General features: G+C 68.0%; 24 protein-coding genes and 1 pseudogene. 7 read left to right on the top strand and 18 right to left on the bottom strand.

Translation table 11 applies throughout. The annotated features are described in order from the left end of the window. Positions 1 to 94 precede the first annotated feature (94 nt). The gene (locus ACSFA0_RS01205) at positions 95 to 427 is read right to left on the bottom strand and encodes a hypothetical protein (protein WP_435448411.1); all 333 of its coding nucleotides are present in this window, start codon (positions 425 to 427) and stop codon (positions 95 to 97) included. A 16-nt stretch (positions 428 to 443) separates the two neighbouring features. Then, positions 444 to 1,052 (bottom strand): cob(I)yrinic acid a,c-diamide adenosyltransferase, encoded by a 609-nt coding sequence (locus ACSFA0_RS01210; RefSeq protein ID WP_435448412.1) that lies wholly within the window; start codon positions 1,050 to 1,052, stop codon positions 444 to 446. A gap of 56 nt (positions 1,053 to 1,108) precedes the next feature. On the opposite strand from ACSFA0_RS01210, the gene ACSFA0_RS01215 reads away from it, so the two are divergent. Continuing rightward, positions 1,109 to 2,533, top strand: coding sequence for an FAD-binding oxidoreductase (locus tag ACSFA0_RS01215; protein WP_435448413.1), 1,425 nt, complete (start codon positions 1,109 to 1,111; stop codon positions 2,531 to 2,533). Positions 2,534 to 2,616: 83 nt separating this feature from the next. Here the strand turns inward: ACSFA0_RS01215 and ACSFA0_RS01220 are convergent, their stop codons facing one another. The 9 genes from ACSFA0_RS01220 to ACSFA0_RS01260 all read right to left on the bottom strand — a co-directional run bounded on the left by ACSFA0_RS01220 (position 2,617) and on the right by ACSFA0_RS01260 (position 10,616). Continuing rightward, positions 2,617 to 3,525: a CsgG/HfaB family protein gene (locus tag ACSFA0_RS01220; protein WP_435448414.1), complete on the bottom strand. Its 909-nt coding sequence runs from the start codon at positions 3,523 to 3,525 to the stop codon at positions 2,617 to 2,619. A 110-nt stretch (positions 3,526 to 3,635) separates the two neighbouring features. Beyond that, the gene (locus tag ACSFA0_RS01225) at positions 3,636 to 4,601 is read right to left on the bottom strand and encodes a ParB/RepB/Spo0J family partition protein (RefSeq protein WP_435448415.1); all 966 of its coding nucleotides are present in this window, start codon (positions 4,599 to 4,601) and stop codon (positions 3,636 to 3,638) included. A 5-nt stretch (positions 4,602 to 4,606) separates the two neighbouring features. Continuing rightward, positions 4,607 to 5,170 (bottom strand): RBBP9/YdeN family alpha/beta hydrolase, encoded by a 564-nt coding sequence (locus ACSFA0_RS01230; protein WP_435448416.1) that lies wholly within the window; start codon positions 5,168 to 5,170, stop codon positions 4,607 to 4,609. After that, complete coding sequence (locus tag ACSFA0_RS01235; protein ID WP_435448417.1) at positions 5,167 to 6,024, bottom strand: ParA family protein; 858 nt, start codon at positions 6,022 to 6,024, stop codon at positions 5,167 to 5,169. Before ACSFA0_RS01235 ends, ACSFA0_RS01230 begins: the two co-directional genes overlap by 4 nt. A 13-nt stretch (positions 6,025 to 6,037) precedes the next feature. Continuing rightward, positions 6,038 to 6,652: a LysE family transporter gene (locus ACSFA0_RS01240; RefSeq protein ID WP_435448418.1), complete on the bottom strand. Its 615-nt coding sequence runs from the start codon at positions 6,650 to 6,652 to the stop codon at positions 6,038 to 6,040. Between the two features lie 81 nt (positions 6,653 to 6,733). Beyond that, positions 6,734 to 7,372, bottom strand: coding sequence for a 16S rRNA (guanine(527)-N(7))-methyltransferase RsmG (gene rsmG, locus ACSFA0_RS01245; protein ID WP_435448419.1), 639 nt, complete (start codon positions 7,370 to 7,372; stop codon positions 6,734 to 6,736). Beyond that, positions 7,369 to 9,336: a tRNA uridine-5-carboxymethylaminomethyl(34) synthesis enzyme MnmG gene (mnmG, locus tag ACSFA0_RS01250; RefSeq protein WP_435448420.1), complete on the bottom strand. Its 1,968-nt coding sequence runs from the start codon at positions 9,334 to 9,336 to the stop codon at positions 7,369 to 7,371. The genes rsmG and mnmG overlap by 4 nt, the downstream gene beginning before the upstream one ends. A 167-nt stretch (positions 9,337 to 9,503) precedes the next feature. Continuing rightward, a complete protein-coding gene (locus ACSFA0_RS01255) occupies positions 9,504 to 10,427 on the bottom strand; it encodes a transglutaminase-like domain-containing protein (RefSeq protein ID WP_435448421.1) in 924 nt (307 codons plus the stop codon). A 3-nt stretch (positions 10,428 to 10,430) separates the two neighbouring features. Beyond that, positions 10,431 to 10,616, bottom strand: a complete 186-nt coding sequence (locus ACSFA0_RS01260; RefSeq protein WP_435448422.1) for a DUF1328 family protein — start codon at positions 10,614 to 10,616, stop codon at positions 10,431 to 10,433. A gap of 182 nt (positions 10,617 to 10,798) precedes the next feature. On the opposite strand from ACSFA0_RS01260, the pseudogene gstA reads away from it, so the two are divergent. Then, positions 10,799 to 11,406: pseudogene (gstA, locus tag ACSFA0_RS01265) on the top strand (glutathione transferase GstA). Between the two features lie 9 nt (positions 11,407 to 11,415). On the opposite strand, the gene ACSFA0_RS01270 reads toward gstA, so the two are convergent. Then, positions 11,416 to 12,957 carry a cryptochrome/photolyase family protein gene (locus tag ACSFA0_RS01270; RefSeq protein WP_435448423.1) on the bottom strand — a complete coding sequence of 514 codons (1,542 nt, stop codon included), beginning with the start codon at positions 12,955 to 12,957 and terminating at the stop codon, positions 11,416 to 11,418. 125 nt (positions 12,958 to 13,082) lie between these two features. Between ACSFA0_RS01270 and ACSFA0_RS01275 the strand changes: the two genes are divergently transcribed. Beyond that, entirely contained in the window at positions 13,083 to 14,186 is a 1,104-nt protein-coding gene (locus ACSFA0_RS01275) for an alkene reductase (RefSeq protein ID WP_435448424.1), read from the top strand. On the opposite strand, the gene ACSFA0_RS01280 is transcribed toward ACSFA0_RS01275, so the two are convergent. From ACSFA0_RS01280 to ACSFA0_RS01290, 3 genes are read right to left on the bottom strand one after another with little or no spacing between them, the layout of a single operon-like run. Further along, positions 14,168 to 15,568, bottom strand: a complete 1,401-nt coding sequence (locus ACSFA0_RS01280; protein ID WP_435448425.1) for a sensor histidine kinase — start codon at positions 15,566 to 15,568, stop codon at positions 14,168 to 14,170. The genes ACSFA0_RS01275 and ACSFA0_RS01280 overlap by 19 nt on opposite strands. Further along, positions 15,565 to 16,257, bottom strand: coding sequence for a response regulator transcription factor (locus tag ACSFA0_RS01285; RefSeq protein WP_435448426.1), 693 nt, complete (start codon positions 16,255 to 16,257; stop codon positions 15,565 to 15,567). Before ACSFA0_RS01285 ends, ACSFA0_RS01280 begins: the two co-directional genes overlap by 4 nt. Positions 16,258 to 16,307: 50 nt before the next feature. Next, a complete protein-coding gene (locus ACSFA0_RS01290) occupies positions 16,308 to 18,530 on the bottom strand; it encodes a heavy metal translocating P-type ATPase (protein ID WP_435448427.1) in 2,223 nt (740 codons plus the stop codon). A 131-nt stretch (positions 18,531 to 18,661) separates the two neighbouring features. On the opposite strand from ACSFA0_RS01290, the gene ACSFA0_RS01295 reads away from it, so the two are divergent. Both ACSFA0_RS01295 and cueR read left to right on the top strand, forming a co-directional pair. Further along, complete coding sequence (locus ACSFA0_RS01295) at positions 18,662 to 18,856, top strand: heavy-metal-associated domain-containing protein (protein ID WP_435448428.1); 195 nt, start codon at positions 18,662 to 18,664, stop codon at positions 18,854 to 18,856. A gap of 1 nt (position 18,857) precedes the next feature. After that, positions 18,858 to 19,286, top strand: coding sequence for a Cu(I)-responsive transcriptional regulator (gene cueR / locus ACSFA0_RS01300; protein WP_435448429.1), 429 nt, complete (start codon positions 18,858 to 18,860; stop codon positions 19,284 to 19,286). Positions 19,287 to 19,292: 6 nt separating this feature from the next. Here cueR and ACSFA0_RS01305 read toward each other — a convergent pair whose 3' ends face one another. Further along, a complete protein-coding gene (locus ACSFA0_RS01305) occupies positions 19,293 to 20,267 on the bottom strand; it encodes a YcjF family protein (RefSeq protein WP_435448430.1) in 975 nt (324 codons plus the stop codon). 592 nt (positions 20,268 to 20,859) lie between these two features. Between ACSFA0_RS01305 and creB the strand changes: the two genes are divergently transcribed. Together creB and creC are read left to right on the top strand one after the other, a co-directional pair. Next, on the top strand, positions 20,860 to 21,612 hold the full coding sequence (gene creB / locus ACSFA0_RS01310) for a two-component system response regulator CreB (RefSeq protein ID WP_435448431.1): 753 nt from the start codon (positions 20,860 to 20,862) through the stop codon (positions 21,610 to 21,612). A gap of 11 nt (positions 21,613 to 21,623) precedes the next feature. Beyond that, complete coding sequence (creC, locus tag ACSFA0_RS01315; protein WP_435448432.1) at positions 21,624 to 23,060, top strand: two-component system sensor histidine kinase CreC; 1,437 nt, start codon at positions 21,624 to 21,626, stop codon at positions 23,058 to 23,060. Positions 23,061 to 23,064: 4 nt separating this feature from the next. On the opposite strand, the gene ACSFA0_RS01320 is transcribed toward creC, so the two are convergent. Together ACSFA0_RS01320 and creD are read right to left on the bottom strand one after the other, a co-directional pair. Beyond that, entirely contained in the window at positions 23,065 to 25,434 is a 2,370-nt protein-coding gene (locus tag ACSFA0_RS01320) for a penicillin-binding protein 1A (protein WP_435448433.1), read from the bottom strand. An 18-nt stretch (positions 25,435 to 25,452) separates the two neighbouring features. Further along, on the bottom strand, positions 25,453 to 26,931 hold the full coding sequence (gene creD / locus ACSFA0_RS01325) for a cell envelope integrity protein CreD (protein ID WP_435448434.1): 1,479 nt from the start codon (positions 26,929 to 26,931) through the stop codon (positions 25,453 to 25,455). Between the last annotated feature and the right edge of the window lie 65 nt (positions 26,932 to 26,996).

Genomic DNA, 26,996 nt, shown 5'->3' on the forward strand with positions numbered 1-26,996 from the left:
TGTGTCGGCCCGCCACAGCGCAGGTGCGCATCGGGTGAAGGCCGTAAGCGCAGGTATCCGTGGGCGATTCGCCCATGCGCTGGCTCAGCCCGTTTCAGCCAGGTGAAGGCGTGGTGCTCTGTGGACCGATCGGCGGCGGTGCGGGCTGACGTGAGCCCCCGGGCAGCTTGCGGCCGATCGACTCGCCGACGTTGCGAACGGGGCGGCTCGCGCGTTCGGAAACATTCGCGACGCCGCGGCGCGTGGCGTTGTCGGCGCGGGTCACGCCGCGGGCGGCGGCGTCGCTGCCGCGCTCCACGCCGCTCATCACCGGGCCCTTGCGCGGCGGCGGGTTGTCGGTGCGCTGCGCCATGGCGCCGAAAGGCGTGGCGAGTGCCATGCACAGGACGGCAGCCGCGCAGCCGCCGGAGAAGTGGGTTCGGGTCATTCGAGGGCTCCTTGCTTCATTCATCGGTCGCTGCGGAGGCAGAGGCTGGATGCTGCGCCGCGTCTGCCGCCGCGCGCGTCAGACGCTCGCTTTTCCAGTAGACATCATCGCCGCCGTCCACGCGGTTGAGCACGCGCGCCAGCACGAAGAGCAGATCGCTCAGCCGGTTGAGGTACTGGCGCGGCGCGTCGTTGAGCGCCTCGTCGGCACCGAGCGAAACCACGGCACGCTCGGCCCGGCGCGCCACGGTGCGGCAGACATGCGCCTGTGACGCCGCGCGTGTACCGGCCGGTAGGATGAATTCCGCCAGCCGCGGCAAGGTCGCGTTGTGCGTGGCCAGCGCCTCGTCGAGCTGCAGCAGCGCTTCGGCCTTCAGCAACGTGAACCCCGGCATCGACAGCTCACCGCCCAGGTTGAAGAGCTGGTGCTGCACATCGACCAGCAGCTCGCGCACGGCCGCAGTCATGGGCTCGCACAGCAGCAGGCCGATGTGCGAGTTCAGCTCGTCGACGTCGCCCATGGCCTGGACGCGGCGATGGTCCTTGGGTACGCGGCTGTTGTCACCGAGGCCGGTGGTGCCGTCGTCCCCGGTGCGGGTGGCGATCTGGGTGAGGCGATTGCCCATGGCGGAGACTTTCGTGGATGTGGTTCATAGAATGGTAGACCGCCAGGAGACAAACGATGAATGCGCCGACCACCGCCGATCAACTGCTGCCCGAACTTCATCTGCGCGAGGTGCCCTCAGCACTGCTCGACGCGCTCAAGGCCCGCTTCGCCGAGCGCTGCTCGACGGCGCTGGCCGTGCGCACGCAGCACGGCCGCGACGAGTCGTCCTTCGAGGCACCGCCGCCCGCAGCGGTCGTCTTCGCCGAGAGCACGCAGGACGTGGCCGATGCCGTGAAGCTGGCCAGCGACCACGAGGTGCCGGTGATTCCCTTCGGCGTGGGTTCGTCGCTCGAAGGCCATCTGCTGGCGGTGCAGGGCGGCATCAGCGTCGACCTGTCGCGCATGAACCGCGTGCTGTCGATCAACGCCGACGATCTCACGGTGACGGTGCAGCCGGGTGTGACGCGCAAGCAACTCAACGACGAGATCAAGAGCACCGGCCTGTTCTTCCCGATCGACCCCGGTGCCGACGCCTCCATCGGCGGCATGGCGGCCACGCGGGCCAGCGGCACGAACGCGGTGCGCTACGGCACCATGCGCGAGAACGTGCTGGGCCTCGAGGTGGTGACGGCCAGCGGCCAGACGATCCGCACCGGCACGCGTGCGCGCAAGTCCTCGGCCGGCTACGACCTCACGCGGCTGATGGTGGGCAGCGAAGGCACGCTCGGCGTCATCACCGAGATCACGCTGCGCATCTACCCGCTGCCCGAGGCCGTGTCGGCCGCGATCTGCTCCTTCCCGAGCATCGAGGCTGCGGTGCGCACCACCATCGAAACGATCCAGCTCGGCGTGCCCATCGCGCGCGTGGAACTCATCGACAGCAACACCGTGCGCATGGTGAACGCCTATGCCAAGCTCGGCCTGCGCGAGGAGCCGATGTTGCTGATGGAATTCCACGGCTCGCCCGCCGGCGTGAAGGAGCAGGCCGAGACGGTGCAGGAGCTGGCCAGCGGCCACGGCGGCAACGCCTTCGAGTGGGCGACCACGCCGGAAGAACGCACGCGCCTGTGGACGGCGCGGCACAACGCCTACTTCGCGGCAATCCAGTCACGCCCGGGCTGCCGCGCCATCTCGACCGACACCTGCGTGCCGATCTCGCGGCTGGCCGACTGCCTGCTCGAATCGGTGGCCGAGGCCGACGCCAGCGGCATCCCCTACTTCCTCGTCGGCCACGTGGGCGACGGCAACTTCCACTTCGGCTACCTGATCGACCCCGAGGACGCCGAGGAGCGCGCCAAGGCCGAGGTGCTCAACCATGCGCTGGTGTCGCGCGCTATCGCGCTGGAAGGCACCTGCAGCGGCGAGCACGGCATCGGGTTGCACAAGATGGGCTTCCTGGTGGATGAGGCCGGCGTGGGCGCGGTCGACATGATGCGCACCATCAAGCGCGCGCTCGACCCGAAGAACATCATGAATCCGGGCAAGATCTTCACGCTCTAGAAGCGACGCGGGCCTCAACGACAAAGCCCGGCGGCTCTTCGGAGGCGCCGGGCTTTGTCGTTGAGGCCCGCAGGCCGGGACAGTTACTTCTTCTTTTGGGTGGTGGCGCGGCGCGCAGGCGCCTTCGCACCCGGTGCCGAGGTCTGCGACGGCGCGGCGGCGCCGTCCACCCCCAGCCGTCCGCCACCACCCAGGCCCTGGCCTTGCACCGTTTGCGCCTTGTAGTTGCGCAGTGCCACGACCATCTGGTTGAAAGCGTCCATGAAAGCCGCGGTGATCACCTTGCCCTGCGCCGTATTGCTGTAGCCGCCCAGGCCCCCGGCAGCACTGCCACCGAAGATCTGGCCGAAGCCGCCGAAGTCGGTCTTGGAAGCGCTGCCTTCGGACGCCGCCACCTGCACGCCGGAGCGGTTGTCGATCAGCGTCAGCAGGGTGCTGGCTTCCTTGGTCTGCAGGTTGCCGCCAACCGCCGCCAGCACGCCGCTGTAGCGGCCGCCGACCAGGCCGCCGAGCGAGCCACCCATGCCGCCGGCATTGCTGTTGTTGAAGATGATTTCGGGCGACAGGCCGTAGTCCGACGCCACCATCTGGCCGCCGCCGAAGTTGCTGCCCTGGCGCATTTCGCCCGACTGCATCAGCGCGCGCTCGCGCGTCATGGCGTTCATGCCAGCCGCGCCGCGCTCGACCACCACGAAGCAGTTCGATTGCTGGATCAAAAGGCGCAGCAGGTTGGCCGTCGGTGGCAGCTTGTATTCATTGCGCAGGATGGTGTACCAGCCGGCCGACTGGTTCTCGATGAGCGACACGGTGCCCAGGGGCGTCGGGCACTTCTCGAGCGAGCTGTTGGCGTTGGCCGTTGCGTCGCCGGCGGCCGCGCCGGTGGCGACGGTCTTGGCGCCCTGGCTGCCCATCTGCATGTCGGTGGTCTGGCAGGCGGTCAGGAGAAAAGTGGCGGCCACGGCAGCGGCGAGGGGAAGCTTGGCGATCAGCATGGGTCGGGGGCTCGAAAAAGGGTCAAAGGTGAGAAAACGTAACGCCCGCGAGAATAGTCGCAAGCGCGTCGCAGCGCAATTCCCAAATGGCCATCCCGGCCCGACACCGGTTAGGCCGTTCGGCGGATGCGCTCGATCAAGCCGTTGAGGGCGTCCAGCGAGCCGAAGTGGATGGCGAGCTCCCCGCTCTCCTCCACCTTGCCGCCGCGCTTGCTGCGCTTCTTGATGCGCACCTCGACCTCGGCCGTGAGCAGGTCGGCCAGCTCTTCCTCGACGCGCTGCAGATCGCGCGACTTTTCGGCGTTGCTGCCGCGCCGGGGTGACGGCGTCAGGCTGAACTCGGCGGCCAGCTTCTTGACCAGCGCTTCGGTCTCGCGCACCGAGAGATGCTTCGCAGCGATCTGGTTGGCGGCCGTGATCTGGGTGCCACGGTCGAGCGACAGCAGCGCACGGGCGTGGCCCATGTCGAGGTCGCCGGCCATCAGCATGGCTTGCGCCGGCTCGGCCAGGTTGAGCAGGCGCAGCAGGTTGCTGGCTGCGCTGCGCGACCGGCCCACGGCCTGCGCCGCCATTTCGTGAGTGAGCCCAAACTCTGAGACCAGGCGTTGCAGGCCCTGGGCTTCTTCCAGCGGGTTCAGGTCTTCGCGCTGGATGTTCTCGATGAGCGACATCGCGGCGGCGGCCTCGTTCGGCACGTCGCGCACCAGCACCGGCACGCTGTCGAGCCCAGCCAGCTTGGCGGCACGGAAGCGGCGTTCGCCGGCGATGATCTCGAATTCGGCATCTTTGGCGGCGGCCGATTCTGCGTCGAGCCGGCGCACGAGGATGGGCTGCATGATGCCCTGCACCTTGATGCTCTCGGCCAGCTCGTACAGCGCGCCCTCGTCCATGCGGGTGCGGGGCTGGTAGACGCCGGCGACCATCTGGTCGAGCTTCAGGACCGTCGGGTTCGCCGCGGCGGCGCCATCGGCGGGCACACCCGCTTCGCTGCTGCCTGCGTCGCTGCTGCCGTTGTAGGTGGGGCCCAGCAGGGCTTCGAGTCCGCGGCCGAGGCCCTTGGGTTTCTTGGTGGCCATCGAGGTCAGTCTTGGTTGTCGTTCAGGAAGTCGGTCAGAAGCGCCCGGCCTTCGGGCCAGTCGCCCAGCCCGGAGTCGCCGTTGAGGTGGCCGCCGGGTCCGCGGTCGACGAAGCGCGCGCCCCAGTCGGCGGCCATGCCGCGGGCCCGGGATGCCTCGCAGTACGGGTCGTCATTGGCGGCGACCATCAGCGCAGGGAACGGCAATGGTTGCCGCACGATCGGCGCCCAGCCGGGAATCATTTGGCGCAGGTCGTCGCGCTCGAGGTCCCCCGGCGCGACCAGGAACGCGGCGCGCACGCGGCCCGTGTGGCGCGAATGCGCGGCCCAGGCGGCCACCAGGATGCAGCCCAGGCTGTGGGCCACCAGCACGACCGGGCCGGGTGCGGCCAGCACCTCGTCCTCGAGGCGGGCCGACCAGTCGCCACGCTTGGGGCGCATCCAGTCGTGCTGCTCGACGCGGCGGTCGCCATGCACGGCTTCCCAGCGGCTCTGCCAGTGGGTCGCATCGCTGTTCTGCCAGCCGGGCAGCAGCAGCGTTGTGAGGGCGGGTGCGGCGGAGCCGGTCATGGCTGCAGCCCGCCGTCCGCGCTCTGCAGCGTCTCGGGCAGATCGATCGGTGCCGGGGCGGCGGGGGCCGACGGCGCAAAGGCGCTGGCCGGCGGCATCTTTGCGACGAGCTCCTGCGCGAAGGCGACGAAGGCCTGGCTGCCGCGGGCCGACGGATCGAAGATGACGCCCGGCAGCCCGTAGCTGGGCGCCTCGGCCAGCCGCACGTTGCGCGGGATCACGGTGTCGAACACCTTCTCGCCGAAGTGCGCCTTGAGCTGCTCGCTCACCTGCTGCTGCAAGGTAATGCGCGGGTCGAACATCACCCGCAGCAGGCCGATGATCTGCAGGTTCTTGTTGAGGTTGGCGTGCACCTGCTTGATGGTGTTGACCAGGTCGGTGAGCCCTTCGAGCGCGAAGTATTCGCACTGCATCGGCACGATCACGCCGTGCGCGGCGCACAGGCCGTTGAGCGTCAGCAGGCTCAGGCTGGGTGGGCAGTCGATCAGGATGAAGTCGTACTCGGCACCCACGGCCGCCAGGGCGGTGCGCAGGCGCTTCTCGCGGCGGTCCAGGGCCACCATTTCCACCTCGGCGCCGGCCAGCTCTCGGTTGGCGCCGAGCACGTCATAGCCGCAGGCCTCGGCCTTCACCCGCGCTTCGGCGACGGAGGACGACTCCAGCAGCACGTCGTACACCGTCGTTTCCAGCTGGCGCTTGTCGATGCCCGACCCCATGGTGGCGTTGCCTTGCGGGTCCAGATCGATCATCAGCACCCGCTGGCCCACCTTTGCGAGCCCGGCGGCGAGGTTCACGGTGGTGGTGGTCTTGCCGACGCCACCCTTCTGGTTGGCGATACAGAAAATCTTGGCCATCGTCCGGTCTCTTTCAGCGCGACACGGCGAGCTTGACGCCGAAGCCGATGAGGAAAACGCCGGCCAGCTTCTCGAGCGTGGCCGAGATGCGCGGGTTGGCCCGCATGCGTTCGGCCAGGAAATGCGTCAGCAGCGTCGCCGCTAGGCCATAGGCGAAGGTGAGCACCGCGATCGTGAGCGCCATCGCGCCGAAGGTCACTATGCCCTGATGGCGCACCGGATCGACGAACAGTGGGAAGAAGGCCATGTAGAACACGATGGCCTTGGGGTTGAGCAGCGTGATGAAGAAGGCCTGGCGCGCGAAGTGGCGTGGGCGGATGTTGAGGACGGGCGCGGCACCGGGCTTGGCCAACAGCATCCTGAAGCCCAGCCAGGCCAGGTAGGTGGCGCCCAGCCAGCGCACCGCATGGAAGGCAGCCGGGTAGGCGGCCAGCAGTGCGGCCACGCCCGCGACGGCCATCCACATGAGCACCTGATCCCCGGCGATCACGCCCAACGTGGCGGCCAAGCCTCCCCGGATGCCGCCCTTGCCTGTCGAGGTGATCAACGCCAGGTTGCCCGGGCCCGGGATCGCGAGGAACAGAACGATGGCCGCTACAAAAGCGCCGTAATCAGCGATGCCGAACATGGGAGGAGCCTGAAGAAAGGGAGCGTCGAGTCTAAGTCAGCCCCAGCGCGGCGGCGCCCTCTTCCACGCACCAGCATCGCCTCAATGCACCGCTTTTCGGGCCCAGACGATGCAGCGCTCGGCGTCGAGGCCGGGCACCGTGAGTTGTTCCACGTGAAACACATCCACGCCCAACGGCAGTGCAGCCAGTTCATCTGTCGGCACCTTGCCCTTCATGGCGAGCCAGACCCCCTCTTCCGCGAGCAGCTGCATCGAGCCTGCATAGAAATCGGGCAACGAGGCGAAGGCCCTGCTGCTGATGACGTCGTATGTACCCGCCAGGGTTTCGACCCGTGCGTGCAAGCCGCGAAGGTTGGGCAGCCTGAGTTCCGCCGCCACCTGCTGGACGAAGGCCGTCTTCTTGGCCACCGCATCGAGGCAAGTCACATCGACATCGGGCCGCATGATAGCGATCACGACGCCAGGCAAACCGGCACCGGCGCCGACATCCAGTAAGCGCGTCGATACTGACCTTTCACGCTGCAACGGCGCGATGACGGACAGGCTGTCCAGCAGATGGTGCGTCATCACGGTGCCCGGGTCGCGCAGCGCCGTCAGGTTGTAGACCTTGTTCCACTTCAGGATGAGCGCGCCGTAGGCCAACAGCCGCTCGCACTGCCGATCGTCCAAGGCCAAGCCGAGTTGGGCTGCGCCGGCGCGCAGAGTCGCCTCGCCGCTCATTCGGCCGCGGACGCCGTCGCCGTCGCGGTGGTCGATGCATCGGCGTCCTTGGCGAAAGCCCGATGACCGCCCTTGCGCAGATGGACCATCAGCAGCGAGATGGCGGCCGGCGTGACGCCGGAGATGCGCGACGCCAGACCCAGCGTTTCCGGGCGCTGGCGTGCCAGCGTCTGCCGTACCTCGAAACTCAGCGCGGGCACCTGGCCGTAGTCGAAGTCCGCCGGCAGCTTGAGGTTTTCGAAATGCGATGCGCGTTCGACCTCGTCATGCTGCCGGTCGATGTAGCCGGAATACTTGGCGGAGATCTCCACCTGCTCCACCTCGGTCGGGCCGAGCGGCTCCCGTGGAGCGTACTTCCCACCGTCCAGCGACATCAGCGACGCATAGTCGACGTCCGGCCGCCGCAGCAGGTCGCCGAGGTTGTATTCGTGCTCGATCGCCTTGCCCAACACCCGCGCCGATTCAGCGGCCGGCAGGTTGCGGGGGTTCACCCAGGTCGACTTCAGCCGCTGTGTTTCACGTGAAACAGCATCGCGTTTGCGAGAGAAAGCCTCCCAGCGCGCGTCATCGACCAGGCCCAGGCGGCGCCCTGCTTCGGTCAGGCGCATGTCCGCGTTGTCCTCGCGCAGCTGCAGCCGGAATTCGGCACGGCTGGTGAACATGCGGTACGGCTCGGTCACGCCCTTGGTGATGAGGTCGTCGACCAGCACGCCGAGGTACGCCTCGTCGCGGCGCGGCAGCCAGGCGTCTTCGCCCCGGCATTGCAGCGCCGCGTTGATGCCGGCAAACAGGCCCTGGGCCGCCGCCTCTTCATAGCCTGTGGTGCCGTTGATCTGGCCGGCGAAGAACAGGCCCTGGATGGCGCGCGTCTCGAAGCTGCTTGTGAGTTCGCGCGGGTCGAAGTAGTCGTACTCGATCGCGTAGCCGGGCCGCAGGATGTGCGCGTTTTCCAGCCCGGCCATCGACCGCACCAGCTGGTACTGGATGTCGAACGGCAGGCTGGTCGAGATGCCGTTCGGGTAGTACTCGTTCGTCGTCAGGCCTTCGGGCTCCAGGAAGATCTGGTGGCTGTCCTTGTCGGCGAAGCGGTTGATCTTGTCCTCGACACTCGGGCAGTAGCGTGGCCCCACCCCTTCGATCTTCCCGGTGAACATTGGGCTGCGGTCGAAGCCGGAGCGGATGATGTCGTGCGTGCGCGCGTTGGTGTGGGTGACCCAGCAGGCCATCTGCTGCGGGTGCATGTCGGCACGGCCCATGGTGCTGAACACCGGCATCACGTCGGTGGCACCTCCGGGCATGCCGTCGCCCGGCTGCTCGGCGCACTTGGAGAAGTCGATGCTGCGCCCGTCGAGCCGTGGCGGCGTGCCGGTCTTCAACCGGCCCTGCGGCAGCTTCAATTCCTTGAGACGGGCCGACAGGCTGATGGCGGGCGGATCGCCCGCGCGCCCGGCCTGGTAGTTGTCGAGGCCGACGTGGATGCGCCCGTCCAGGAAGGTACCCGCCGTCAGCACCACCGTGCGCGCCCGGAAGCGGATGCCGACTTGCGTCACGGCGCCGACCACGCGATCGCCTTCCACCATCAGGTCGTCGACCGCCTGCTGGAACAGTTGCAGGTTCGGCTGATTCTCCAGCCGGTGGCGGATGGCCGCCTTGTAGAGCACGCGGTCGGCCTGCGCACGCGTCGCGCGCACGGCCGGGCCCTTGCTCGAATTGAGGATGCGGAACTGGATGCCCGCCTCGTCGGTGGCCAGCGCCATCGCGCCACCGAGCGCATCCACCTCTTTCACCAGATGGCCCTTGCCGATTCCACCGATCGACGGGTTGCAGCTCATCTGGCCCAGCGTCTCGATGTTGTGGGTCAGCAGCAGTGTCTTCGCGCCCATGCGGGCGGACGCGAGCGCGGCTTCGGTGCCGGCATGGCCGCCGCCGACGACGATCACGTCGAATTCTTCGGGATACAACATGGTGGATGGCGCACGGGCCCGTGCGCTGCGGAACTCTGCAAGAGAGGGGGCGATGATTTTAAGCGCCAAGCCCCGCCAATGCCGCCTGTGGGGACACCCAGCCGTTCCATCGGCGCCACGTCGCAGCCCTTGCCACGGCGCGCTCCATCGCTATCTTTTTTGTAGCGTCAGTCGAGCGCGGACAGGTCGTGTGCAGCGCTCAGCGCCCGATCGTCCGAGGCGGGCTGCGTCACCGGCACCGGCTTCTCGATGCCGACGATGGTCCCTGTGGGCGCTGGCGTCAATGCGGGCGGCGCGCTCTCGTCCTGGTATTCGCGCACCGTGAGCGTCTTGTTGGTCATGCGGACCGGCCCGAAGATCGTGCAGAAGGCCACGTCCTTGGCGTCGCGGCCGGTGCCCACGCGCACCAGGCGATCGACCGGCGCCATGCGCGTGGGGTCGAACAGCACCCACTGCCCGCCGATCCACGCTTCGAAGACCGCGTGGAAATCCTGGGGCGGCTCGTCGAAGTACACATAGCCGACGACAAGCCGGGCCGGGATGTTCAGCGCGCGGCAGAACGTGATGCCTAGGTGCGCAAAGTCGCGACAGACGCCGGCGCGCTGAACGAAGACATCGCGCGCCGTCGTCGTCGACTCGCTGCTGCCCGGCTCGTAGCGGATGCTCTCGTGGATCCAGTCGACGATGGCCTGCACGCGGCCGATGCCCTGCGACAGGTCGCCGAACAGCTGCTGCGCCGCTCGCGCCATCACGTCGGACTCGCAATAGCGCGACGGCATCAGGTAGTGGAGCAGCTCGTGAGGCACCTGATTGACCGGTACTTCCTGAAGGTCGACCGGCACCTCGACAAAGGAACGCTGCACGCTCGCGGTGTAGCGGATCTTCAATGGCCCGGGCGCCGCGTCGAAGCGGATGAAGCGGTTGCCGCTCCCCTCGTCGCAAAAGGCATGCAGTTCGACGGGCGGCTCCACCACCAGGGTCTCGCGCAGCACCACCTGTGCGCCGGAGCGGACCGCCTCGATGTTGAGCAACAAGTGCGACGGCGCTGCGACCTCGTAGTCGAGGACGGTCTCGATGTGGGAGAAGTGCACCGGTCAGTCGATCGCTTTTCGGACGGCGCCCACACCCAGTGCGGCAAGCACCAGGAACACGACCGTCAACACCAGGAACAGACCGAACAGCACCTTGGCAATGCCGGCGGCACCAGCAGCCACGCCGCCAAAGCCGAGCGCACCGGCGATCAGCGAAACGATCGCGAAAATGATGGCGTACTTCAACATGCGAACTCCTTGTCGGCAGCGACACGCCGCCCGTGAAGGAAGCATAGAAAACTGTTCCAGAGGCCCGGATAGTCGCGCCGCGCAAGGCACCGTAGGACAAAAACGCGGTGCGCACCGGGTGACGGTCAACCCGCTAGGATCGACCTCCGCTCACGTCTTTTCACCCCTCTCCGGAACCTCCCATGAAGCTGTATCACTCGCCCGGTAGCTGCTCGCTCTCGCCCATGATCGCCTGCACGAAGCCGGCATCGCCTTCGAACCGGTGCTCGCCAGCACCAAGAGCCACAAGCTCCAGGACGGCACCGACTACTACGGCATCAACCCGCTCGGCTATGTGCCGATGCTGGAACTCGACGACGGCACGCGCCTGCGCGAAGGCCCGGCGATCGTGCAGTACATCGCCGACCAGGCGCCCCTGAAGAACCTCGCGCCCGCCGCCGGCACGATGCAGCGCTACCGCCTGCAGGAATGGCTCACCTTCATCGGCACCGAACTCCACAAGGGCTTCAGCCCGCTGTTCAACCCGTCGATGCCCGAAGAAGCGAAGACCATCGCCAAGAAACGCCTGAAGTCGCGCTTCGCCTGGCTCGAGAAGGAAGTCGAGGGCAAGGAGTACCTCATGGGCGAGCACTTCAGCGTGGCCGACGGCTACCTGTTCACCGTGCTCAACTGGGCCACCCCGACCGGCGTCGACCTCTCGCCTTACGCCAACCTGCTGGCATGGCACGCACGCGTCGGCGCACGCCCCGCGGTGCAGGCCGCGCAGAAGGCCCAGAGCCAGGCCAAGTAACGCCGCCGCTCAGAGCGCGTCCGGCTGCGCGCGCATGCGCTCGGCCGTCGCGCGGATGGCGGCGACCTCGTCGGCACCGAAGCGCGCGAGGTTCTTGACCATCATCACGGTGCGCGGATTGCGCTCGAGCATCGGCGCGTGGCGCGCCACGAAGTCCCAGTACATCACCGTCATCGGGCAGGCGTTGTCGCCGCTGCGCGCGGTCGGCGTGTAGCGGCAGCTGTCGCAGTAGTTGCTCATGCGGCGGATGTAGGCCCCGCCCGCCGCATACGGCTTGGTCACGAAGCGTGCGCCATCGGCGTACAGCGCCATGCCCAGCGTGTTGGGCGCCTCGACCCACTCCACCGCATCGACATAGACCGACAGGTACCAGGCGTGCACCTGCGCCGGTGCCATGCCGAAGGTGAGCGCGAAGTTGCCGGTCACCATCAGACGCTGGATGTGGTGCGCGTAGCCGGTCGAGAGCGTCTGGCCGATCGCGTTCTTCATGCAGTTCATCTGCACATCGCCGGTCCAGTACCAGTCGGGCAGCGGTGCCGTGTGCTTCAACGCGTTGGCCTCCAGCAGGCCCGGCATGCGCCACCAGTAGACGCCGCGGATGAATTCCCGCCAGCCGAGGATCTGCCGCACGAAGCCCTCGACGGCCTCGATCGGCGCGGCGCCTTCGTCGTAGCGCGCCACCGCCGCATCGATGACCTCGCGCGGATCGAGCAGCTTGAGGTTAAGCGACGACGAGATCAGCGCGTGGAACAGAAACGGCTCGTCCTGCCACATCGCGTCCTGGAAGCGGCCGAAGTCCTGCAGGCGATGCGTGACGAAGTCCGACAGCGCCGCCAGTGCTTGCGCCCGCGTGACCGGCCAGTCGAAGCCGTCGACGCTGCCGTAGTGGTCGCCGAAGTGCTGTTCCACATCGGCGATCGCCGCTTTCGTGATGGCGTCCGGCGCGAACGACGGCGGCCGCGGCAGCAGGCCCGGCCCCTGCCGGCCGAAGCTGCCGCGATTCTCGGCGTCGAAGTTCCACTGCCCACCGACCGGTTCGCCGTCGGGTTGCATCAACACCTGGTGCCGTACCCGCATGCGGCGGTAGAAGGCTTCCATCACCAGGCGCGACTTGCCGCGCGCGTCGTCGATGAAGTCGCGCCGTGCGCACAGGAAGTGCAGGTCGTCGCGCAGGTCGGCCCGCACGCCGGCTGCCTTGCAGGTGCTCAACACCGCTTGTTCGAGCCGCCACTCGCCCGGCTCGACCAGCACCAGAGCCGCTGGCGCATGGCGCGACAGCGCATCGCTCAAGGCGTCGGCGATGGTGTCGAAGGCGTGGCCGCCCAGCGGCAGGTAGTCGAGCGCCCAGCCCTGCGCACGGACGTCTTCGGCGAAGTGCCGCATCGCCGACAGGAACAACGCGCTGCGCATCTTCGTGCTCGGCACGTGCGTCGATTCGGACGGCGCCTCGACCATCAGCACACGGTCGCGCGACGGATCGAAGCCCTCGAAGGCGGCGCTTCGCAGGCTCAGCTGATCGCCGAGCACCAGCACCAGATGTCGCAGTGTCATGCCGCGCATTCTGCGGGCCGTTTTCCTCTCCCCGCCTACACCAAAGTCGACAACCCCGCCGCAGCGCGGATCGGCCGCGCGGCTTACGCTCCACCGGTCCACTCAACTTGCCATCCAACAACAACATGCCAACGCTTTTCGACCCCGTCCAGGCCGGTGACCTGCATCTCGCCAACCGCATCGTCATGGCGCCGTTGACGCGCAACCGTTCGCCCAACGCGATCCCCAAGCCCATCACGGCCACCTACTACGAACAGCGCGCCAGCGCCGGCCTGCTCATCACCGAGGCCACCGCCATCAGCCACCAGGCGCAAGGCTATGCCGACGTGCCGGGCCTGTACGCCACCGAACAACTCGACGGCTGGAAGCGCGTGACCGACGCGGTGCATGCCAAGGGCGGCAAGATCGTGGTGCAGCTGTGGCACGTGGGCCGCATCTCGCACACCGACCTGCAGCCGGACAACGGCAAGCCGGTCGCGCCCTCGGCCATCACGGCCAAGAGCAAGACCGTGTTGATCAAGGACGGCGTTCCCAGCTTCGTCGAGACCTCCGAGCCGCGCGCGCTCGAGGCCGAGGAACTGCCCGGCATCGTGCACGCCTACGCCGTCGCCGCGCGCAACGCCGTGGAAACCGCCGGCTTCGACGGCGTCGAGATGCACGGCGCCAACGGCTACCTGCTCGACCAGTTTCTCAAAAGCGGCAGCAACCAGCGCACCGACGACTACGGCGGCAGCATCGAGAACCGCGCCCGCCTGCTGCTCGAAGCGACGCGTGCGGTGGCCGACGCCATCGGCGGTGGCAAGACCGGCATTCGCCTGTCGCCCGTCACGCCCGCCAACGACGCCTACGACGCCGACCCGCAGCCGCTGTTCGACTACGTCGTGAAGCAACTCGCCACGATGAACCTGGCCTACATCCACGTCATCGAAGGCGCCACCGGCGGCCCGCGCGAGATCGACGATCGCCCCTTCGACTACGAGGCGCTCAAGGCCGCCTACCGCCAGGCTGGCGGCAAGGGCGCCTGGATGGTGAACAACGGCTACGACAAGACGCTGGCCGAGACCGCCGTCAAGGAAGGCGACGACCTCGTGGCCTTCGGCAAGCCCTTCATCGCGAACCCGGACCTGGTTCGCCGCCTGCGCGAGAACGCGCCGCTGAACGAAGTCGACAAGGCGACGATGTACGGCGGCGGCGAGAAGGGCTACACCGACTACCCGACGCTTGGCTGATCGGCCATCGACGCAGAACTGGGCGAGAAAGCGAGGCTCACGCGCAGCCCGCCGCGCGCATCGGCGTCTTCCAGCGTGAGCCGGGCGCCGAGCAGTTGCGCATAGCGCGCAACGATCGACAACCCGAGCCCCGCGCCCTGCCCCAGCCGCTGCCCGTCAGCGCCTTGGGCCCAGCGCTGCATCAGCGCCTGGCGCGATGCGGCGGGGATACCGGGGCCGTCGTCCACCACGCTCAGCACCGTGCCGTCGAGCGCGACGGTGAGCGTGCGACCGCCATAGCGCAGCGCGTTGTCCAGCAGGTTGTCGAGGATGCCCTCGACCAATGCCGCGTTCGCCTGCACCGTCACCGGCCCGGCGCCCAGGCCCTCAGCGCCCAGGTCGACGCCTTGCGCATCGGCCCGCGCCAGATGGCGCATCACCGCTTCTTCGGCCAGCAGGTCCAGCCGCACCGGCGCGCGTTGCAACGCGGTGCGCCCTTCGTCGGCCAGGGCGAGCCCCAGCAACTGATCGACCAGATGACTGGCCCGCGCCTGGCTCGTGGCGATGCGCTTGAGCTGTTCGCGCCACACCGCCGGTTCCTTCTGCGCCAGACCATAGTCCGCCAGCGCGCGGATGCCGGCCAGCGGCGTGCGCAGTTCGTGCGCCACGTTGCCGGCGAATTCGCGCTGTGCGCGCACGCTGTGCGTGACCCGCGCGAACAGGGCATTCATCGCGTCGCCCAGCCGTTCCAGTTCGCGCGAGCTGCGCGCCACCGGCACCGGCGACAGGTCGTTGGCATCGCGACGATCGAGCGTCGCTTCGAGTTCGCCGAGCGGCCGTAGCTCGCGGTTGATCCCACGCCACAGCCAGATCGCCAGCACGGCGAGCAGCAGGATCTGCGGCACGAGCGCGTAGACCAGCAGGCGCTCCACCAGGGCCGAGCGCGCCCGCGTGGTCTGGGCCACCACCACGCGATAGGGGTTGGGCGCGGCATGGTTGAGCACGACCGCCCGCAGGGTCTGGCCGCGGAACACGATGTCGGAGAAACGGTGGTCCACATCGCCCTCGGGCACCGGCGCCGTCAACCCGGCTTCGCCCGCGAGGCGCTGTCCATCCGTCTGCAGCACGGCGAAATGCACCGCCTCGGTCTGGTCGAACAGCACCGCCGTGACTTCACGCGGCGTCAGCAGCAGCTCGATGCCGCCAGCGGTGGCCCGAACGTTGGACGACACGGCATAGGCATCGTCGAGCAGCGTGCGGTCGAAGGCCTGTTCGGTGAAGCTGTTGGCCACGACCAGCGCCACCCCGGTGCCGACCAGCCAGGTGAGTGCCAGCGGCAGCAGCACACCGCGCAAGACGCGTCGCGTGAGCGATGGCGCCGCTGCGCGCACCGCGTCGGTCACGGCGCTTCGGCTTCCAGCAGGTAGCCGATGCCGCGCAGCGTGCGGATGCTCGCGCCGCTGCCGGCCAGCTTCTTGCGCAGGCGCGAGATGAAGGCCTCGAGCGCGTTGTCGCCCAGCGATTCGTCGAAGCTCGAGAGCTTGTCGGACAGCTCACGCTTGCTCACGGTGCGGCCGGGCGGGCTCATCAGCTCCCACAGCACCTCGAATTCGCGGGCCGGCAGCTCGAGCGGCACACCCGCCACGCCGAAGCGCCGCGCCTTGCGGTCCAACCGCAACTGGCCGAGCGTCGAGACATCGTCGGTGCCCTGCGCGCGGCGCACCAGCGCACGCAGCCGCGCCTCGACCTCGGCCAGGTCGAAGGGCTTGCCGAGGTAATCGTCGGCACCGGCGTCGAGGCCCGCGATGCGCTCGTCGGTGCGGTCGCGCGCGGTCAGCACCAGCACCGGCGTGCGGTCGCCGCGGCCACGCGCCTGGCGCAGCGCCTGCAGGCCGCTGGCCAGTCCGCTGGTGGGGCTGGACGTGGCCGGCAGGTTCAGGTCGAGCAGCACGGCATCGAAGCGCTGCACGCACCAGAGGTGGTCGGCATCTTCGACGTTGGTCGCCAGGTCCACGCGGTGGCCGGCATCGTGCAGGCTGCGCAACATCACGTCGTGCAGCACGGCGTCGTCTTCGATCAACAGGATTCGCATGGGAGGGTCGGTGGCCGTGGAGCCGCGTTTCTACACCAGCCCGGCCCGCCTCAACGGCGGCCCTGGGGGTGCCAGCGCCGCAGCAGCAACGCGTTGGCCATCACGCTCACGCTCGACGCCGCCATCGCCGCGCCCGCCACCACCGGGCTGAGCAAACCGAAGGCCGCGAAGGGGATGCCGACGATGTTGTACGCGAAGGCCCAGAACAGGTTCTGCCGGATCTTCGCCACCGTGCGCGCCGACAGGTCGAGCGCATCGGCCACCAGCGACAGGTCGCCACGCATCAGCGTGATGCCGGCGGCTTCCATCGCGACATCGGTGCCGTTGGCCATGGCGATGCCGACATCGGCCGCCGCCAGCGCTGGCGCGTCGTTGGCACCGTCGCCCACCATCGCGACGATGTGACCGCCTTCGCGCAGCGCCGCGACCTGCGACGCCTTGTCGGCCGGCAGCACCTCGGCGCGCACATCGTCGGGTGCGATGCCCACGCGCGCGGCCATGGCCTGCGCGGCATGCACGTTGTCACCGGAGATCATCACCACGCGCAAGCCCCGCGCCTGCAGCGCTGCGACGGCTTCGGCGGCCTGTGGCTTCGGCTCGTCGCTGAAGGCCAGCAGGGCCTTCACCTGCGGCGTGCCATCGGCCGCGAACGCCAGCAATGCCGACACCGTGGCACCGCGCTGCTGCAGGCGCTGCACGGCCGATGCGTCGGGCACCGCAGCGAGTTCCTCGCACCAGCGCAGGCTCGCGATCGCCCAGTCGGCCCCGCCGACAACACCGCGCACGCCACGCCCCGACTCGGACCGAAGCTCGCGCGCCGCATCGACATCGAGCCCGGCCTTGGTGGCTGCATCGAGCACCGCCTTCGCCAGCGGATGCGTGCTGCCGCGTTGCAGGCTCGCCGCGACGGCGAGCAGGTCTTTCGGCGCTTCGGCAACGCTCGGGACCAGTTCGGTCAAGGTGGGTGTGCCCAGCGTCAGCGTGCCGGTCTTGTCGAAGGCCACGGTGTCGACCCGGTGCGCCAGCTCCAGCGAGCGCGCGTCCTTGATCAAGATGCCATGCTTCGCCGCCACGCCCGTGCCGGCCATCACCGCGACCGGCGTGGCCAGCCCCAGCGCGCAAGGGCAGGCGATCACCAGCACCGCGACCGCATGCACGAGTGCGGCTTCGCTGCCCGCGCCGGCCACCAGCCAGCCGACGAGCGTGACCAGTGCGATGCCCAGCACCACCGGCACGAAGACGGCGGCCACCTTGTCGACCAGGCGCTGGATCGGCGCCTTCGCGGCCTGCGCGTCTTCGACAAGCCGGATGATGCGGGCCAGTACGCTTTCGGCACCGACCGCACGCACCTCGACCACCAGCCGGCCCGCGCCATTCACCGAGCCGCCGGTTAGCGCATCGCCCGGCCCCTTGGCCACCGGCAGCGGCTCGCCGGTGAGCATCGACTCGTCGACCTCCGAGCGGCCTTCCAGCACGCGTGCATCCGCAGGCACGCGTTCACCGGCACGCACGGCGAGCCTGTCGCCCTTGAGCACCTCGGCCAGCGGCACGTCGGTCTCCTGGCGCGGGCCGACCAAGTGCGCCACCTCGGGCCGCAGTTGTTGCAGCGCGCGGATGGCCGACGTGGCCTGCCGCTTGGCACGCGCTTCCAGCCACTTGCCCAGCAGCACCAGCGAAATTACGACCGCCGAGGCCTCGAAATAGAGGTGCGGCATGTCGCCGGGTGCAGCACGCCACCAGAGCCACAGCGACAGGCCGAAGGCCGCGCTGGTGCCCAGGGCCACGAGCAAGTCCATGTTGCCGGTGAGCGCGCGCGCCGCATGCCAGCCCGCGCGGTAGAAGCGCGCACCGAGCCAGAACTGCACCGGTGCGGCCAGCAGCAGCTGCCACCACGGCGGCAGCATCGCGTGCACGCCAAAGGGCTGCAACAGCATCGGCGCGAGCAAGGGCGCCGACAGAGCCAAGCCAGCCGCCACGGGCAGAAAGCCTTCCCACGGCGACGCATCGGCCGCGGCCTGTGCGGCTTCGGCGCTGCGGGGTTCGTAGCCGGCGCTGCGTATGGCTCGACGAAGCCGTGCATCGATCGCCGCGTCGTCACTCGCATCGACCATGACGCGGGCACTTTCGGTCGCCAGGTTCACGCTCGCCTCGCGCACGCCGGGCACCTGCTGCAACGCGCGCTCCACGCGGGCCACGCAGGACGCGCAGGTCATGCCGCCGACGGACAGGTCGAGCGTGTGCGGCGAAAGGGTCGGGGTCTGGACATCGTTCATGGGGACGAGCCTAAAGCCTCACATCGTGGCAAGGTCAAGCCATTTTTCTGCTTGACTCTTCCATGGTGTCAAGGTTCACACTGCCAGCCTCTTCCCACCTTTTCCACTTTTCATTCGCAAGGAACAAGACCATGAGCCAGAAATTCGAAGTCGTCGGCATGACCTGCGGCCATTGCGCGAGCGCCGTCCAGAACGCCGTGCAGGCGGTCGACCCCGAAGCGCAAGTGACGGTCGACCTGCCCACCGGCCATGTCGACGTGCTGAGCGAGCAGCCGCGCCAAGACATCGTGGCAGCCATCGAGAACGCCGGCTACAAGGTTCAGTGAGATGACGCCGTCCGCTGGCGCCGGTCCGTGGAACATCGGCGAAGCCGCCCGCCGCTCCGGCGTGTCGGCGCGCATGGTGCGCCACTACGAAGGGCTGGGTCTGCTGCCGGCGGTGGCGCGCACCGAGAGCGGCTACCGGCAGTACAGCGAAGCCGATATCCACACGCTGCGCTTCGTCAAGCGCTCGCGCGACCTCGGCTTCTCAATGGAGGAGATCGCCGAACTGGTCGGCCTCTGGCACAACCGCCGGCGCGCCAGCGCGAGCGTCAAGCGCATCGCGCAGAAGCACCTGGGCGAGCTGGAGCAGCGCATCGCCGACATGCAGGCGATGCGGCGCACGCTGTCGCACCTCGTGCATTGCTGCCATGGCGATGCGCGGCCGGACTGCCCGATCCTGGAAGATCTGGCAGGCGCATCGGCAACCTCCTGACGGGAATCAGGCCCCGCGAACCATCGAGAGGATCTGCGACGGGTTCAACGTGCGCGCCTTCTCCTGGATGGCCGGCAGGTAGCGCGTCTGCAGCCCCTGCCCTTCCTTCGTCACGCTGGCATACGCTTCCTTGAGCATCTGCGTCGACAGCGTGCGGCCACCAGCGTAGTAGCGCTTAGCCACATGGCCCAGTGCATAGGTGGTGGCGAAGCTCATGCCCGAACTCACCGCCTGGTTGCCCAGGCCGCGCAGCAGCCCACCGCCCACCTTGCCCAGCAAGCCGCCCAGCAGCTTGCGGCCGGCCTGCTCGAGGTACTGCGAGGTCAGGCCGACGCCGACGGTGGCGATGAAGTCCTTCACGTGGCCGCTGTCGAGCTCGTAGCCGTGCGCCTTGCCGATGCGGTAGACCAGTTTCATCTGCAGCGGAATGATCGCCATGGTCGACAGCGTCTCGGGCAGCAGCTCGAGGGCGCCGTTGAGGATGGCGGCGTTCAGGATGGCCTGGTCGAGCTCGGCGTTGTCGACGGCGGGCGCCGCACCGGTTGCAGCCGTGGCCACAGCCGCACCGGCAGCGATCGGCACCACGGCCGTCCCGGTCGCCAGCGGTGTCGTCGCGATCGCTTCGGCCTGCTCGGCGAACTGCGCCGCAGCGGGCGCGTCCAGGCCGAGCGAGGTGCGCACATCGGCGAGGAAGTGGCGCTCGGCCTCGGACTGGGCGCCGTCGGCATCGCACACGCACACCGCCATCTCGTAGGCGAGCTGGCGTGATTCGGCACTGGTGAGTGCCTCCCCCACATCAGCCAGCGACACGCGCTTCATCAGCACGTCCTGGTAGAGCGACGGCAGGTGCACCCCATCGGCCTGCGACAGGCCCTCGGCGATGCGCTTGATCTCGTCACGTTCACGGTCGTGCTTGTCGCCATCGACGAAGGCGGCCAGCAGGCTCAAGGTCACGATGGCTCGGGTTTCGGACGGGTTCACAGACGTTCCTTTTCTCAGTAATCGGGTTTCTCGAAGCGATGGCGCCGATGGTGAGGCCGAAGCGCTCGGCCCTGCACCTTCTCCCCACAAACCTTGGGTAACTCTGTGCATAACTCAAGCGGTTTCTTGTAAAGGCTCCGTAACCCATTGTTTTAAAAAGGAAAACAACATTCTGCCTAAAAATTCATCAGTGGATGTCTTTGGTCGCGCCCTCTCCTTTCGCCGATTTTTCGAACCCTGTCAAAGGACAACTCTGGGGAGAGTTTCGGCACAAGCAGGGGGTTGTCCACAGGCCGGTGCCGTGGCGAGAAGTTGTCCCTTTTGGCACGACAGCAGAAAAGCAAGGGTGCGCACATGGGCGGGGGTGCCGCAAGTCCTTGTCACACCGAAGAAATAGTGCCCTGTCCACAGAAAGGCGCGACCCCTATCTACTACTACTAATTTGAATAAGAGAGATAAGAAGAAGATAGGGACGCCGCGCATTTCGCAGAAATCTTTTCCGGGTGTGGCCGTCAGGCCCTGTCCGTCCAGCAATTGGCGTCGCCGTCGAAATGGCCGAATCGGCTCGCTGACGCATCGCTACCATTCCGGCATGAGCGCCCCCGCCCCGGTCCCCAACCCCCGCATCCTCATCGCGGAGGACGAATCCGGCATCGCCGATACCCTGCAGTACGTGTTGCGCAGCGACGGCTTCACACCCGTGTGGTGCGCAACGGCCCAGGAGGCGATCGTTCAGTTCGCGCAGGAACCGCCGGCGCTGGCCATCCTGGACGTCGGGCTGCCCGACCTCAACGGCTTCGAACTCTTCAAGCGGCTGCATGCGCTGCCGGGCGGCGCCGACGTGCCGATGATCTTTTTGACGGCGCGCAGCGATGAGATCGACCGGGTGGTGGGCCTGGAGCTCGGCGCCGACGACTACATTGCCAAACCTTTTTCTCCCCGGGAACTCGTGGCACGGGTCAGGACGGTGCTCAGACGCAGCGTGCGGGCCGCTGCCGCGGTTCCCGTGGCCCCCCCTGCTCCGCCAGCGGCCAGGCCGCCACAGCCCTTCCTGATCGATGGCGAGCGACGACAGATTCGCTACTACGGGCGGGCGCTGGAGCTGTCGCGCTACGAATACGGCCTGTTGTGCCTCTTCGTGCAGCGGCCGGGTCGGGTCTACACCCGCGACGAACTGCTGGAAATGGTGTGGGACGACCCGGGCGAGAGCTTCGACCGCACGGTGGACGCCCACATCAAGACACTGCGCGCCAAGCTGAAGGCGGTGGCGCCCGATGTCGAGCCGATCCGCACGCTGCGCGGCACCGGCTACGCCTTGAACGAAGACCTGCCGACCACGGCGTGATGTAGCGTGACGTGACCAAGCGCTCGCGCATCTTCCTGGGCATCCTGCTGATCTACGCGGCGGGCATCGCCTTCCTGCTGTACCGCGTGGTGGGTGACATCGACCCGCGCTACCGCGAATCGGCCGAAGAATCGCTGGTGGAAAGCTCGCAGCTGATGGCCAGTTTGGTCGAGCAGGACGTGATCGCCGGCGCCATCAACACCGCGCGGCTCGATCCGCTGTTCCGCTCGGTCTATGCGCGCCAGTTCTCTGCGCAGATCTACAACCTGCACAAGAACCGGGTCGAGTTGCGCGTGTACGTGACCGATCGCAGTGGGCGGGTGCTGTTCGACTCGCTCGGCCGTGCGGTCGGCTCGGACTATTCGAAGTGGACCGACGTCAGTCGCTCGCTCGCTGGCCTGTATGGGGCGCGCACCTCGCGCGACGTCGAGGTCGACCCACGCACCTCCGTCATGTACGTGGGCGCACCGATCCGCTGGAACAACGAGATCGTCGGCATGGTCAGCGTCGGCAAGCCGGTGCAGAGCTTCGGCCAGTTCGTCGAGGACGCGCGGGCGCGTACGCTGTGGGTGGGCGTCGGCTCGGCCTTCGCCTTGCTGGTGCTCGCGATCATCGTGTCGGTGTGGCTGGTGCGTCCGTTCGGGTTGATCTCCGACTACGTCGCCTGGGTGCGTGCGCAGAAACGCTTGAGCATCGGACGCATGGCGCGGCGCATGCTCGATGCCTTGCGCGGCGGCTTCAGCGAGATGCGCGATGCGCTCACCGGTCGCAATTACGTCTCGGACTACGTGCAGACCTTCACGCATGAAGTGAAGAGCCCGCTGTCGGCCATTCGCGGTGCGGCCGAGCTGCTGCAGGAACCGTCGATGCCGCAAGCCGAGCGCGAACGCTTTCTCGCCAACATCGCGAGCGAGACGCAGCGCATCCAGGAAATCGTCGACCGCATGATGGAGCTCACCGCGCTCGAGACGCGGCGCGTGCTGCAGCGCACGCAGCCGGTCGCACTGGCCACGCTGCTCGACGACGTGGCTGCCGGTGCGCAGGCAGCAGCTTCCGCACGCGATGTGCGCGTGACGCTCGACCTGCGCGCGCAACCGACGGTCGAGGGCGACCCGTTCCTGCTGCGGCGTGCGGTCAGCAACCTGCTCGACAACGCGATCGACTTCGCCCCGTCGGGCAGCAACGTGGATCTACGGCTCGAGGCCGACGCACGCCATGCACGCATCGTCGTGCGCGACCACGGGCCCGGCATTCCGGACTACGCGCGCGACAAGGTCTTCGAGAAGTTCTATTCGCTCGCCCGCCCGCACAGCAAGCGCAAGAGCACGGGGCTCGGCCTGGCCTTCGTGAAGGAGATCGCTTCGCTGCACCGCGGGCGCATCGACCTGGTCAATGCGCCCGGTGGCGGGGCGCTGGCGACGCTCGCGCTGCCGCTGGCCCCGCGATAGCGTTTCAACGAAACATGTCGAGGATGCTCTTGCGCTCTTCGACGGTCGGCATCGCGCCGATGGCCGGTGCAGCCAGGCCTTCGGCGGCCGGCATCTCGCCGTTCTCCAGTCCCAACGACGCGATGCCGCGCCCCGGCGCGTAGTCGTCGAAGTACCACGTGCCTTCGACCTGCAACACGCCCTCGGGCGGGATCGGGTCCGTCACCGGTACGCCCTGCAGCGCGGTGCGCATGTAGTCGGTCCACACCGGCAGGCTCAGGCTGCCGCCGGTTTCGCCACGCACGCCGAGTCGGCGCGGCGTGTCGTAGCCGATCCAGGCAACGCCGACCATCGTCGGCTGGAAGCCGGCGAACCAGGTGTCGAGCGAATCGTTGGTGGTGCCGGTCTTGCCGTAGAGGTCGTCGCGCTTGAGCGCCTGCCAGGCCTTGGTGCCGGTGCCGCCCTTCATCACGCTGTTGAGCAGCGTGTTCATCACGAAGGCGTTGCGCGCGGGAATGGCGCGCGCGCTTTCGTCCAGCGGAGGCGCCGCGTAGTCGCTCAGCACCTGGTCGCGGTGATCGGTCACGCGCGTGATGAGCCGCGGTGCCACGCGGTAGCCGCCATTGGCGAACACGGCGTAGGCCGACGCCATCTGCATCGGCGTGACCGAACCCGAACCCAGCGCCATCGGCAGCACCGCCGGGTGCTTGTCGCGGTCGAAGCCGAAGTTCGTGATCCAGTCCTGCGCATAGGGCGCACCGATGGACTGCAGCATCCGCACCGACACCATGTTCTTCGACGCCATCAGCGCGCTGCGCAAGGTCATCGGGCCGTCGAAGGTGCCGTCGTAGTTCTTCGGCTCCCACGGCTGGCTGCCGGTGGTCGCGGCGTCGAAGAAGAGCGGCGCGTCGTCGACCACCGTGGCGGGCGTGAAGCCTTTCTCCAACGCGGCCGAATAGATGAAGGGCTTGAAGCTGGAGCCCGGCTGGCGCCACGCTTGCGTCACATGGTTGAACTTGTTCTTCTCGAAATCGAAGCCGCCCACCAGCGCGCGGACCGCGCCGTCGCGCGGGTCGAGCGCCACGAACGCACCTTCGACCTCGGGCAGCTGCGTGATCGTCCAGCTGTCGCGTGCGCCCTTCGCGATGCGGATCACCGCGCCGCGCCGCAGCTTCACGTTGGGGGCGGCCTTGTCGGACAGCGCGACACGTGCGATCTGCAGGCCGGCGCCGGTGAGCTTGATCGGATCGCCGTCGGCCCGCACCACCACCACCTCGCGCGGCGTCGCCGACAGCACCACGGCGGACATCAGGTCGCCGTTGTCGGGCAGATCGCTCAGCACGTCGTCGACGGCCTCGTCGAGCGCCGCAGCGTCGTCGGGCAGGCCCACGAAGCGTTCGGGGCCGCGGTAGGGCTGGCGTTGTTCGTAGTCCATGATGCCGCGCCGCAGCGCGCGGTACGCAGCCGCCTGGTCGGTGGCGATCAATGACGTGTAGACCTTGAAGCCGCGCGTGTAGGCGCTTTCGCCGTACTGCGCCACCATCGTCTGGCGCACCGTCTCGGCGACGTGTTCCGCATGCAGCTGTGTCGGGTCGGCCGGGTCGCGCAAGTGCAAGGTTTCGGCGACCGCCTCGTCGGCTTGCGCCACGGTGATCACGCCGGTCTCTCGCATGCGCTCGATCACGTGCAGTTGCCGTGCGCGCGCGCGGCGCGGGTTGCTCACCGGGTTGCCGGTGCGCGGCGCCTTCGGCAAGCCGGCCAGCATCGCGGCCTCGGCGATGCTGAGGTCCTTCAGCGGCTTGCCGAAATACGCCTCGGAGGCAGCCGCGAAGCCGTAGGACCGGTTGCCCAGGTAGATCTGGTTCATGTAGATCTCGAGGATCTGGTCCTTGCTCAGCTGGCGCTCCAGCCGCAAGGCCAGGAGCGCCTCGTACAGCTTGCGCGAATAGGTCTGTTCCGAACTCAGGTACACGTTGCGCGCCACCTGCTGCGTGATGGTCGACGCGCCCTGACGCGTGCCGTGCTGCAGGTTCGACAGCATGGCGCGTGCGATGCCCTTCGCATCGACGCCGCCATGCTCGTAGAAGCGCGTGTCCTCGACGGCCAGCACCGCGTCCTTGAGCACCTTCGGCACCTGGTCGATCGGCACGAGCTGGCGCCGCTCCTCGCCGAATTCGCCGATCAGCGCGCCGTCTGCGGTGTACACGCGCAGCGGCAGCTTGGGGCGGTAGTCCGACAGGGCCGACACGTCGGGCAGGCGGGTGGAGATCACGGCGACGGCCACGCCGCCGGCACACAGCAGCACGGCGGCCAGGGCCGTGCCGGACAGAAGGCCGATGCGTGCGATGCGGCGCGTGCGCGGTGACAGTCGAGGGAAGCGAATAAAGGAAGGCATAGGGGATCAGGGAACGTTCTAGACGATAGGAGCCGTGACGCCGGGGATCGGTTCCGCAACGGGCGTCGATGGCGCCGAGAGCGCATACCAGTCGACCTTGCGCGTGGCGAGCATCAGCAGGGCCAGCATGCCGAAGACCAGCAGCGCCCCCAGCAGCAGCGCATTGCTTTCCGACGCGAGCAGGCCGTAGAGCGCACCATAAAGCACGGCGACGAACGCCGCGAAAGACAGGCCACGCTTCCAGCCACCCAGGACGGCACTGAAGTACACACCCAGCAACATGACGCTGGCGCCGGCAGCGCTCGCATAGGCCGCGACGAAAGCCATCTTCTCCGACAGCGCGAGCAACAGCAGGAAGAAGAGCGCGATCGACAGGCCCACCAGGCCGTACTGCACCGGGTGCAGGCGCAGTTTGCGGAACAGTTCGAACATGAAGGCAGCCATCAGCACCAGCGCGATGAAGAGTGCGCCGTACTTGCCCGCGCGCGTGGACATCGAATACACGTTGAGCGGTTGGGCCAGCGAGACATCGAAGGTCTGCAGCGGGCCTTCGGCCACGGCCAGTCGGCGGGCCGAAGCCGGCCGTGCAGCATCGATCCGCACCGCAGCGCTGTCGGTCGTCGACGCCGTGGCGGCCGGGTCGAGCAGCCCGGCGCGCACCTGGTCACGCGCCGAGGTCACCAGCGACGAGACGCGCCAACGCGCGTCGAAGCCCTTCGCATCGATGCGGCGTTCCGTGGCGAGAAAGCGTCCGCCGAAGCTGGGATGCGCCCACGGCGACTGCAGGTGCGCGGTGGTCTCGTCGGCGATGGGCACGATCGACAGCGTCTCCTGCCCGACCAGCGCCAGCTTCATGTCGAAGGGCAGCGGCTTGCCGGCCAGCCAGGTGGACAGTGCCGTGCCTTCGAGCGGCGCGTGGATGCCGTTCCCGAAGGCCTGTTCCAGGCCCGGCATGCGCTGGGCGAAGCGCAGCGTCGCGCCGCCGATGCTCAGCGAGGGAGACCCGTCGAGTCCGCGCAGATCGCTCAGGTTGAACACCACGTAGGGCGTGTGGAACTCCAGCTTCGAACCATTGACGCTGCGCGCCACCGTGTCGGGATCGAAACCGCCGAAGCCCCCGTCGAGCGTCGCGTCGAGCGTGTAGAAGGGAATGCGGAAGATGCCGCGGTAGCGCTGCTGCGGTGCCAGCGAACCGTCGATGTTCAGCGTCTCAGGGAACACCAGGTGCACGCCCTCTTCGCTGCGCTGCCCGACGCCGGTGACCTGGCCCTTGCTGTTGCGCTGCGTCTCCATCCAGCGTTCGACGTAGGGCACGGCGAGCACCGGTCCGATCACGGTCTGCGACCCGGTGTAGGTGCTGGCCAGCTCGGCCGCGGCCTCGCGCTGGCTCTCGCCGCGCTCGCGATTGAGCGCGTCGATGCGCTCCAGCGGTATGCACAGCAGCAAGGTCAGCAGCACGAGGCCGAGCACCTTGATGACGATGGAGTTGCGAAGCATCTGAAGCATTGTTGGGGTCCCTGAAGCGAGTGAGCCGTGCGGCGGAGCCCCGATGCTCGCGGGCC

This window comes from Variovorax restrictus, assembly GCF_051216715.1.
Lineage (GTDB): Bacteria > Pseudomonadota > Gammaproteobacteria > Burkholderiales > Burkholderiaceae_C > Variovorax.

Bases quoted from the DNA above. Each gene is read 5' to 3' on its own strand.
- ACSFA0_RS01205 (WP_435448411.1), bottom strand. From the start codon at position 427: ATGACCCGAACCCACTTCTCCGGCGGCTGCGCGGCTGCCGTCCTGTGC.
- ACSFA0_RS01210 (WP_435448412.1), bottom strand. From the start codon at position 1,052: ATGGGCAATCGCCTCACCCAGATCGCCACCCGCACCGGGGACGACGGC.
- ACSFA0_RS01215 (WP_435448413.1), top strand. From the start codon at position 1,109: ATGAATGCGCCGACCACCGCCGATCAACTGCTGCCCGAACTTCATCTG.
- ACSFA0_RS01220 (WP_435448414.1), bottom strand. From the start codon at position 3,525: ATGCTGATCGCCAAGCTTCCCCTCGCCGCTGCCGTGGCCGCCACTTTT.
- ACSFA0_RS01225 (WP_435448415.1), bottom strand. From the start codon at position 4,601: ATGGCCACCAAGAAACCCAAGGGCCTCGGCCGCGGACTCGAAGCCCTG.
- ACSFA0_RS01230 (WP_435448416.1), bottom strand. From the start codon at position 5,170: ATGACCGGCTCCGCCGCACCCGCCCTCACAACGCTGCTGCTGCCCGGC.
- ACSFA0_RS01235 (WP_435448417.1), bottom strand. From the start codon at position 6,024: ATGGCCAAGATTTTCTGTATCGCCAACCAGAAGGGTGGCGTCGGCAAG.
- ACSFA0_RS01240 (WP_435448418.1), bottom strand. From the start codon at position 6,652: ATGTTCGGCATCGCTGATTACGGCGCTTTTGTAGCGGCCATCGTTCTG.
- rsmG (WP_435448419.1), bottom strand. From the start codon at position 7,372: ATGAGCGGCGAGGCGACTCTGCGCGCCGGCGCAGCCCAACTCGGCTTG.
- mnmG (WP_435448420.1), bottom strand. From the start codon at position 9,336: ATGTTGTATCCCGAAGAATTCGACGTGATCGTCGTCGGCGGCGGCCAT.
- ACSFA0_RS01260 (WP_435448422.1), bottom strand. From the start codon at position 10,616: ATGTTGAAGTACGCCATCATTTTCGCGATCGTTTCGCTGATCGCCGGT.
- ACSFA0_RS01270 (WP_435448423.1), bottom strand. From the start codon at position 12,957: ATGACACTGCGACATCTGGTGCTGGTGCTCGGCGATCAGCTGAGCCTG.
- ACSFA0_RS01275 (WP_435448424.1), top strand. From the start codon at position 13,083: ATGCCAACGCTTTTCGACCCCGTCCAGGCCGGTGACCTGCATCTCGCC.
- ACSFA0_RS01285 (WP_435448426.1), bottom strand. From the start codon at position 16,257: ATGCGAATCCTGTTGATCGAAGACGACGCCGTGCTGCACGACGTGATG.
- ACSFA0_RS01290 (WP_435448427.1), bottom strand. From the start codon at position 18,530: ATGAACGATGTCCAGACCCCGACCCTTTCGCCGCACACGCTCGACCTG.
- ACSFA0_RS01295 (WP_435448428.1), top strand. From the start codon at position 18,662: ATGAGCCAGAAATTCGAAGTCGTCGGCATGACCTGCGGCCATTGCGCG.
- cueR (WP_435448429.1), top strand. From the start codon at position 18,858: ATGACGCCGTCCGCTGGCGCCGGTCCGTGGAACATCGGCGAAGCCGCC.
- creB (WP_435448431.1), top strand. From the start codon at position 20,860: ATGAGCGCCCCCGCCCCGGTCCCCAACCCCCGCATCCTCATCGCGGAG.
- ACSFA0_RS01320 (WP_435448433.1), bottom strand. From the start codon at position 25,434: ATGCCTTCCTTTATTCGCTTCCCTCGACTGTCACCGCGCACGCGCCGC.
- creD (WP_435448434.1), bottom strand. From the start codon at position 26,931: ATGCTTCGCAACTCCATCGTCATCAAGGTGCTCGGCCTCGTGCTGCTG.